We start from the raw sequence: 9,042 nt of genomic DNA, 5'->3' as shown, positions 1-9,042 counted from the left end.
GCAAAAAAATCGGCAATCAGGAACCGCCGTACCGGCAGTCGCGACATGCCGGCCAAAACCGGCATCAGCGCCCGAAGTGGTGGCAGCAAACGACCGATGAAAACCGCGACGTCGCCACGCTTCTCCAGCAGTTGCGTGGCGCGTCGGGTCCATTCGGGACGGTATGCGAACGGACGCATGGCCAGGATCCGCGCGCCGTGCCTGCGTCCCAGCAGATAGGACAGGGTGTCACCGGCCACCGCCCCCACGCAGGCCCATATGATCAACCCCACCAGGGAGACATGGTTCGAACCGGCGCTGGTGGCAATGGCGACCAGCAAGGTCGATCCGGGCACGAAGGAGCCGACTACGGCGATGGCCTCGGCAAAGGCGATCAGGCCGACCAGTGGTGCCGCCAGGTAGCCGTAGTTGAGGATCAGATGGGCGAGATGGTCGACCAGGTCATGCAGGTTCACTGGCGCGCACCGCGTGGATTGCCCGGCGTGCGTCCGGCTTCGCTGCTGCGGAAGGGGTTGATGTCCAGCCCGCCGCGGCGGCTGTAGCGCGCACTGATCTCCAGTCGGATCGGTGCGCAGCGGCGCGTGATGTCCATGAAAATGCGTTCCACGCAATGCTCGTGGAATTCGCGGTGCTCGCGGAACGAGACCAGGTATCGCAGCAATCCGGCGCGGTCAATGGGTGCGCCGGTATAGCGGATCTGCACGCTGGCCCAATCGGGCTGTCCGGTGACCGGACAATTGGACTTCAGAAGCCGGGAGAACAGGGTTTCCCGGACCGGTTCGCGGGTGCCTTCGGCGGTCAGGAACTCCGGTCGCGGTGGTCCGTAACAGTCGATCTCCAGGATCTGGTCATCGATGCAGGTCCCGGCAGGCTCCTCCAGGCGCAGCGAGCTGAACTGTTCCGGCTCGGCCAACTGCAGCGCCACCGGAACGCCTGCGGCCGTTCCAAGGTCGCGGGCCAGTCGCTCCCGCACGGTCTGCGCGGTCAGGCGCTCGCCGTTGAAGCTGTTCAGGTAGAGCTTGAAGGACTTGGACTCGATGATACGTGGCGAATCAGCGGGCACGTGGAACTCGCCCATCGCGACCCGCGGCTTGCCCTTGGGATCAAGCCAGGACAGTTCGTAGGCGTTCCAAAGGTCCACGCCCTGGAACGGCAGTCCATCGCCGTGCAGGCCGAGATCCGCACGGCCCAGGCTGCGTTCGATCGGGAACAGCAGCTCCGGGGCGTAGTGCTGGACGTAGGCGGTGTCCTTGCCGAGGGAAGAGTGTTCGGGTGTGTTCATCGGATCAAATCATGGATACAGACGTACATTGTACGTGGTGACATGGGTCGAAGCAGGCAGGGCCGGCCTGGTCGTTCAGGTCAACCGATGGCACGGGTCGGGCACGTGTCGATCGCGTTAGCATGATCGCTTGCGCTGCATCTGCAGCACTTGAAGGGCATATCCTTGATGAAAAATATGGCGAGCACGACTTCACGTGGGCTTTTGGGCCTCGGCCTGGCGCTGCTGTGTACCGCAGCCGTGGCAAAGGGGCAGACCCTGAGCGCAAAGGATTACGACCGGGCTGCCGCTTCGCTGTCCTTCAACACCCAGCCACTGGTGGATCATGCCGTCAGCGACGTGCATTGGCTGGGCCCGCACGAGGTCGGATACAGCGAGCAGAACCAGGGCAAGACCCGCTACCTGCGCATGGATGCGGAGTCCGGCAAGGTGCGCGTGGCCTTTCAGCCCGCGCAACTGGCCGCAAAGCTGGCCAAGGCATCCGGCAAGCCGGTCCCGGCTGGACATTTGCCGATCCACGACTGGAGCTTCGGCAAGTCCGGGCGATTGCAGTTGTCGCTTCATGGCAAGTGGTACACCTGCGATGTCGGCGCCAAGGGCGTGTGCGTAAAGGGCCGCGCCATCCGCAGCGCTGCATCCCGCGCCAAGATTTCATCGACCCGAAACGAGCCGGGCGTGCTTTCGCCCGACGGTACCAAGGAGGTGTTCGTGCGCCGCTGGAACCTGTGGCTGCGCGACCTGAAGACCGGCGACGAATTTCCGTTGACCAGCGATGGCGTGAAGAACTTCGGCTACGCCACCGACAACGCCGGCTGGCTGCACTCCAACGGCGCTATCGTGCGCTGGTCGCCCGACTCCACCCATGTGGTGACCTATCAGCAGGACCAGCGCAAGGTCGGCAACATGTACACCCTGCGCACGCGAGTCGGTCATCCCAAGCTCAACGCCTGGAAATACCCGCTGCCCGGTGACAAGCACGTGTTCATGATCGAGCCGGTGGTGATCAACGTCGATACCCGCAAGATGGTGCGGGTCAAGATGAAGCCGCAACAGCGCCTCTCGAGCCTGTGCGACGACCTCGACTGTGACCGCAACGGCAGCTGGGACGACGTGAAGTGGGCGCCGGACAGCAAGAGCTTTGCCATGGTCACCACCTCGCGTGACCGCCACCACGAGTGGTACCACGTAGTGAACGCCGCCAATGGCGACGTGCGCACCGTGTTCGAGGACTCGGTCAAGACCTTCTACGAAAGCGGCCATGGCAAGGTGAACTGGCAGTACCTGCCGGCCAGCAATGAGGCGATCTGGTTTTCCGAGCGCACCAATTGGGGCAACCTGTACCTGCGTTCGCTCAAGAACGGCAAGGAGCTGCATGCCATTACCCGTGGCACGGGCGATGTCACCAAGGTGCTGCACGTGGACCGCAAGACGCGCGAGTTGTGGTTTGTGGGCGTTGGTCGCACTTCGGGCGTCAATCCCTACTATCGCCAGTTCTGGAAAGTGGGCCTGGACGGTGGCAAGCCGGTGTTGCTGACGCCGGAGAACGCCGACCACACCATCACCATGTCCAAGGACGGCCGGTACTTCGTCGACAGCTATTCCACGCCGACCACGCCGCCGGTGACGGTGCTGCGCTCGTCCGCGGACGGCCATGTCATCGCCACCCTGGCGCGTACCGATATCTCGCGCCTGAAGGCGGCCGGCTGGGTGCCGCCGGTGCCGTTCACGGTCAAGGCCCGCGACGGCAAGACCACGCTGTACGGCATGATGTTCAAGCCGGCCAACTTCGATCCGCACAAGAAGTACCCGGTCATCGACTACATCTACCCGGGCCCGCAGACCGGCTCGATCTTCACCTTCAGCTTCATGCCCTCACGCGCCGACCATCAGGCGATGGCCAACCTGGGATTCATCGTCGTGGCCATCGACGGCATGGGTACGCCCTGGCGTTCAAAATCCTTCCATGATTACTGGTACGGCGACATGGGCGACAACACGTTGCCCGACCAGGTCGCGGGTCTGAAGCAGCTCGGCAAGCGCTATCCCTGGATCGACCTGTCGCGCGTCGGTATCTGGGGTCACTCCGGTGGTGGCAATGCCACCGCGGATGCAATGTTCCGCTATCCCGACTTCTTCAAGGTCGGCTGGGCCGAGAGCGGCAACCACGACAACCGCAACTACGAGAACGACTGGGGCGAGAAGTACCAGGGCCTGCTGGTCAAGTACAAGAACGGAACCACCAACTACGACAACCAGGCCAACCAGGACGTGGCCAAGAACCTCAAGGGCCATCTGATGCTGGTGCACGGTTCGATTGACGACAATGTGCCGATGGGCGAGACCTTGCTGGTCGCCCAGGCGCTGATCAAGGCCAACAAGGACTTCGACATGTTGATCATCCCGAATGTCCATCACGGCTACGGGGTGACCGGCACCATGTACGCCACGCGTCGTCGCTGGGATTACTTTGTGCGCTATCTGGCCGGCAACACGCCACCGCACGAGTACCGCATCGCGATCCCCAAATGGATGCGCAGCATGCACCACTGAGCTCCACGAAGGCGCGTTTTCAGGACGCAACCACGCATGGCGACCACGACCACCTTCCCCCGCAGCCGGGGGAAGGTTTTTTTCTGCGGAAGGCGCGCAAGGTGGCGCCGCCGAGCTGACCCGGGGGAGAGCTTGTCAGCTCGACGACGCCATGACGCGACGGTTTGCAAGGCATGCCATGGGTGGCAGTGAGCATGACCCCGGGAATTGTCACCGGACGTCGGCTCTCGCGCATGCCTGCGCCGATAACTCACAACATATTGTGCTTGCAGCGGTTCGTCAACGCTAAATATGCTTATTCCCGGCAAATCAGTCGTTTGCCGTTGATAGGCGAAGCAACGCTTGTCCCGGTGCACGCATGGCGCTAGGCTGAGTCTTCGTTTCGGGTGTCCCGCGCAGATTCATGTGGCGGGATGAAACGGGAAGCCGGTGTGATTCCGGCGCTGCCCCCGCAACGGTAAGTGCGTGTCGGTATCGATTGATGCCGGCGGCCCGGCCTTTCACCACTGTGCCCCTGGCGGCATGGGAAGGTGGCCCGGTCGTATCCCGCAAGGGATGCAGCATGAGCCCGGAGACCGGCCCGAGACGCATGACCGCGGCCCAGCCGCGGCGTGTTCCAGTGGTTCGCGGTGGGCGGACGCGGAGCGTGTCGCGTCCTCCGCTGGCGTGCGCCTTCCGTTTCCATCCAGCCGTGATCCGCTCTCATCGCATGGGCCGTCGCGCGGGGCGCACGGCAAGGAGACGCTCGTGAAACGATTCGACCTGGACTTCAAGCGCAGTGCCGTCGCACTGGCACTTTCGTTCTTCTCTCTCGCTGCCTCTACCGCCACAGCGGCTCAGGTTGCATCGTCCTCGAACCTCGATCCGGTGGTGGTGACCGCCACCCGCACCGACGTGCCCATCGACGACACGCTGGCGCCCGTCACGCTGATCACCCATGCCGATATCGTGCGCCTGCAGCCGCGCTCGATGGTCGACCTCCTGAGTGGATTGCCGGGCGTGAGCCTGTCCAATAGCGGTGGGATCGGGCAGCAGACATCGCTGTTCCTGCGCGGCACCAGTTCCACGCATACGCTGGTGCTGATTGACGGCGTACGTGTCGGTTCGGTCAGCGCCGGGCTTCCTGCGCTGGAACAGATTCCGGTCGATCAGATCCAGCGCATCGAGATCGTGCGTGGCCCGCGCTCCTCGGTATACGGCTCCGATGCGATCGGCGGCGTGATCCAGATCTTCACCCGGCACGGCAGCGCCGGTCAGGGTTTGACGCCCTCGTTCCATGTCACGGTTGGCAGTCATACGTACCGCGCCGGACAGTTTGGTCTGGCGGGCGGCAACGCGCACGCCTGGTACAACCTCAGCGTGGGCGGTCGTTACACGCATGGCATCAACAGCTGCAAGCTGGGCGCCGGCACGGTCTTCGCCGGCTGTTTCACCAACGAACCGGATGCCGATGGCTACCGCAGCCTGAATGCCCTGGTCAATGCCGGCTACCGTTGGAGCAATGGCACCGAACTGGTGGGCAATGTCCTTCGCAATACCAGTTTCGTGGCTTATGACGGCAGCTTCCAGAACCAGAGCCGCCATGTGCAGCAGGTGGCCGGTGCGCGTCTGGAGACCCGCCCGCTGGAGGATTGGAAGGTGACCCTGAGTGCGGGCCAGAACCTCGACCGGGCCAGCAACTACCACAACGGGCACTTCACCGGCTTCGGCAATTCGCGGCGCGACCAGGTCGGCTGGCAGAACGACATCACCCTGGGCCGCCAGCAGGTGCTGACCGTGGGTGTCGATGCCCAGCGCGAGCAACTGGACAGCGACACCGCGTACCTGCGGACCTCGCTCGGCAATGTGGGGACTTACGCCTTGTACCAGGGGCGATTCGGTGCCCAGGAAGTGCATCTGGGCGCGCGCCGTGACCACAACCAGCAATTTGGCGATCACGCCACCGGATCGGTCGCCTGGGGCGTCCATCTTGGCGGAGGCATGTTGCTCACGGCCTCCTGGGGGACGGCCTTCCATGCACCCACCTTCAATGACCTGTACTACCCCTCTTATCCCGGCTTTGCGCCCAGTTCCAACCCCAACCTCAGACCCGAACGCTCGCGCAACCTGGAGCTGGGGCTGGGGGCACGCAAGCGGCACTGGCATTGGCGTGTGGATGCTTACCAGGACACCATCAAGGATCTGATCGCCCTGGACAGCCATTACACCCCGGGCAACATCAGTCGTGCCCGCATCCGCGGACTGGAGGGCCAGTTCGGCGGCGACTGGCGAGGCTGGATGCTGAACGGCAGTCTGACCTGGATGCGGCCGGTCAACCGCGACGGTGGCCCCGCTAACGGCAATCTGCTGCCCCGCCGCTCGCCGCGCAGCGCGCGGTTTGACCTGGACAAGGTATTCGGTGCCTTTTCGCTGGGCACGACCTTCGAGGCCTATGCCTACCGATACGACGATGCCGCCAACCGGCACCGCCTGGGCGGCTACACCACGGTCGACGTGCGCGCCGCCTGGCAGCTGCGTTCGCGCTGGAAGCTGCAGGCGCGTCTGGCCAACCTGTTCAACCGCAGCTACGAGACCGCGTACTACTTCAACCAGCTCGGACGTACCGCGTACCTGACCTTGCGCTACACGCCTGCGCCACACTAACGTCAAATCCAGGACCGCTCACCGCGATTTGGTCCATCCTCTCCAGCCTGTTCCGGAATCCACCGATGGCCTTGACCACACCCATGAAGCTGCATGCGGACCTGCGCTGTCCGGCGACTGTCGATACGTCCACATTGCCGTGGACCGCTTCGCCGGCGGCCGGCGTTGAACGCCGCCTGATCGAGCGCAACGGCGCCGAGATGGCGCGTGCCACTTCACTGGTGCGCTATGCGCCAACCGCGCAGTTCCCGGAGCACAGACATCCGCTCGGGGAGGAAATCCTGGTGCTGGAGGGCGTGTTCGGTGACCAGTTCGGCGAGTATCCGGCCGGAACCTACCTGCGCAATCCGCCCGGCTCGGCCCATGCGCCGCGCACGCCGGAGGGCTGCGTGATCTTCGTGAAGCTGCGGCACATGGATCCGGACGACCCGCATCGCGTCGTGTGCGACAGCGCTGCGCTGCGCTGGAGATCCAGTGCCACGCAGGGGCTGGAACTGATGCCCCTGGGAGGGTTCCGTGGCGAACGAGCGGCCATCCTGCGTCTGGCTCCGGAAACGTCGGTAGCCGACCATCGGCACGGCGGTGGCATGGAGGCTTTGGTGCTGCAAGGCACGCTGGAAGAGGCCGGAATGGTCCACCCGCGCGGAACCTGGCTGCGCCGGCCTGCCGATTCGATAACGCGATGGTCCAGCGCATCGGGTTGCACCGTCTTCGTCAAGAGCGGCCACCTGCGTCCAGCCCGGGCAGCGTCCGTCACACGCTAGCTTCAGGCGCCGTGCGCAAGGGCCAGGTAGTCTTTGCTCTGCATCTCGATCAGGCGCGACTCGGTGCGCGCGAATTCGGCGCGCAGGCGATCACCCTCATACAGGTCGATGATCGGGGCGGCGGCCGAAAGCACCAGCTTCACGTGGCGGTCGTAGAACTCATCGACCAGATGGATGAAACGCCGCGCGGGATCGTTGTTGTAGGTGCCGAAAACCGGCACGTTGGCGATGATCACGGCCGGGTAGCGTTCGGCCAGTTCGATGTAATCATCATTTCCGCGCGGGCCGTCGCACAGGGCGTCGAACTCGAACCAGGCAATGTTGACAGCGTGTCTACAGACCGGGATCGGTCGCTCATTGACGTCCAGGTGGCCATCCTCCTGGATCTCGCCTTGCGCATAGTCGTTGAAGATGCGCCTCAGGGCCTGACCGGCCGTCCTGCCTGTCGGCGTATGGTAGATCGACGCCTGTTCCAGCGCGCGCAGGCGCCAGTCATGGCCTGAAGCCAACTGCCGCACGTGACAGTGGCGCTTGATCAGCACGATGGCAGGCACGAAGCGTGCCCGCTGCAGGCCATCGGCATACAAGTCTTCGGGGGCGGTGTTGGAGGTGGTCACCAGGGCCACGCCGCGGTCGAAAAGTGCCTTCAGCAGTTCGCCCAGAATCATCGCGTTACCGATGTCCTGGACAATGAATTCATCCAGACAAAGGACCCTTGCACGGTTGGCGATGTCCTGGGCCACCTGCTGCAAAGGATTGCTTTGCTGCTTGAGCTCACGCAGTTGGGCGTTGATCTCGCGCATGAAGCGGTGAAAGTGCCGGCGCAGCACGATGCCATGCGGCAGGCTGGCCGCGAAAAGGTCCATCAGGAAAGTCTTGCCGCGCCCCACGCGTCCCCAGAGATACAGACCGACAGGCGGGTCGTTGCGGGAGGACCCCAGCAGGCTGCGCAGACGCTCGAGCATGCCGGCATCGCCGGATGCGGCGACCAGCGAATGGTGCAGGCGATCAAGTTCGGCCAAGGCTTCGTGTTGTGCAGCATCGTCCTCCCAACGCTGGGTCTGCACGCCCTCGCGATAGCGCTGCCCGGGCGTCAGGCAGGCCGGATCCATCGATGCTTTGCTCATGCAGCGGGTACCGCCTGCTGCTTCATGCGTTGCGCTTGGCGGGGAGCCAGGGGCGCACGCCATTCTTGACCGCACCACGCAGATCCATCAGGCGGCGGTGGAAGAAGTGGCTGGTTTCGGGCATCCGCACCACGCTCGGGTGCGGCTTGAGCTTTTCGGCCCAGGCAAACACGGCATCGGGGTCGACCACCTCGTCCTCCTCGCCCTGGATCAGCAGCCACGGGCAGGCCGGCATCTCGAATCCCTCCAAATCCCAGCGCCCCACAGGGGGCGCGACCGTGATCAGCGCGTCTGCACCCAGCCGTGCCGCGTTGCGCAGGGCGACATAGCTGCCGAAAGAGAATCCGGCCAGCCAGATCGCGTCATCGCCACGCCGCGCGCGAACCCAGTCGACTACTGCGGCCAGATCTTCGCCTTCGCCGCGGCCTTCGTCGTATTCGCCTTCCGAGGCGCCCACGCCACGGAAGTTGAAGCGCGCGGTAGCCAGGCCCGATTCACGCAGGCTGCGTTCGAGTATGGTCACGACCTTGTTGTGCATGGTGCCACCGTGCTCGGGATGCGGGTGGCAGACGATGGCCACGCCTGCACGCAGACCCGATTCGGGCAGGTCTACGCTGACCTCCAGGCGACCGACCGGGCCGCGCAGCGCGAATGTGCTTGCCGCGTCCGGAAACTC

At 64.2% G+C, this 9,042-nt stretch carries 7 protein-coding genes and 1 riboswitch; of the genes, 3 read left to right on the top strand and 4 right to left on the bottom strand.

Annotated elements, in window-relative coordinates:
• Nucleotides 1-455: DedA family protein (locus PF446_RS12910; RefSeq protein ID WP_298072245.1), on the bottom strand; the 455-nt coding region annotated here is incomplete at its 3' end.
• Complete coding sequence (queF, locus tag PF446_RS12905) at nt 452-1,282, bottom strand: NADPH-dependent 7-cyano-7-deazaguanine reductase QueF (RefSeq protein WP_298072243.1); 831 nt, start codon at nt 1,280-1,282, stop codon at nt 452-454. The genes queF and PF446_RS12910, both read right to left, overlap by 4 nt.
• A 177-nt stretch (nt 1,283-1,459) precedes the next feature.
• Here queF and PF446_RS12900 point away from each other — a divergent pair, with 177 nt between their 5' ends.
• The 3 genes from PF446_RS12900 to PF446_RS12890 all read left to right on the top strand — a co-directional run bounded on the left by PF446_RS12900 (nt 1,460) and on the right by PF446_RS12890 (nt 7,239).
• Nucleotides 1,460-3,832 (top strand): S9 family peptidase, encoded by a 2,373-nt coding sequence (locus PF446_RS12900; RefSeq protein WP_298072249.1) that lies wholly within the window; start codon nt 1,460-1,462, stop codon nt 3,830-3,832.
• 367 nt (nt 3,833-4,199) lie between these two features.
• A riboswitch (cobalamin riboswitch) is annotated at nt 4,200-4,431 on the top strand.
• Between the two features lie 148 nt (nt 4,432-4,579).
• Complete coding sequence (locus PF446_RS12895; protein ID WP_298072241.1) at nt 4,580-6,475, top strand: TonB-dependent receptor; 1,896 nt, start codon at nt 4,580-4,582, stop codon at nt 6,473-6,475.
• A gap of 65 nt (nt 6,476-6,540) precedes the next feature.
• Nucleotides 6,541-7,239, top strand: coding sequence for a cupin domain-containing protein (locus tag PF446_RS12890; protein ID WP_298072239.1), 699 nt, complete (start codon nt 6,541-6,543; stop codon nt 7,237-7,239).
• A gap of 2 nt (nt 7,240-7,241) precedes the next feature.
• Here the strand turns inward: PF446_RS12890 and zapE are convergent, their stop codons facing one another.
• Nucleotides 7,242-8,366, bottom strand: coding sequence for a cell division protein ZapE (zapE, locus tag PF446_RS12885; RefSeq protein ID WP_298072237.1), 1,125 nt, complete (start codon nt 8,364-8,366; stop codon nt 7,242-7,244).
• 22 nt (nt 8,367-8,388) lie between these two features.
• Nucleotides 8,389-9,042, bottom strand: a 654-nt coding sequence (locus PF446_RS12880; RefSeq protein WP_343224684.1) for an alpha/beta fold hydrolase, incomplete at its 5' end; no start/stop codon positions are given.

Source organism: Oleiagrimonas sp., from assembly GCF_027858935.1.
Taxonomy (GTDB): domain Bacteria; phylum Pseudomonadota; class Gammaproteobacteria; order Xanthomonadales; family Rhodanobacteraceae; genus Oleiagrimonas.
The sequence above is the reverse complement of the archived record's forward strand: the minus strand, read 5'-3'. Positions and strand labels throughout refer to the sequence as shown.

Coding starts and splice junctions, on each gene's coding strand:
- PF446_RS12890 (WP_298072239.1), top strand. CDS start 6,541: ATGGCCTTGACCACACCCATGAAGCTGCATGCGGACCTGCGCTGTCCG.
- queF (WP_298072243.1), bottom strand. CDS start 1,282: ATGAACACACCCGAACACTCTTCCCTCGGCAAGGACACCGCCTACGTC.
- zapE (WP_298072237.1), bottom strand. CDS start 8,366: ATGAGCAAAGCATCGATGGATCCGGCCTGCCTGACGCCCGGGCAGCGC.
- PF446_RS12900 (WP_298072249.1), top strand. CDS start 1,460: ATGGCGAGCACGACTTCACGTGGGCTTTTGGGCCTCGGCCTGGCGCTG.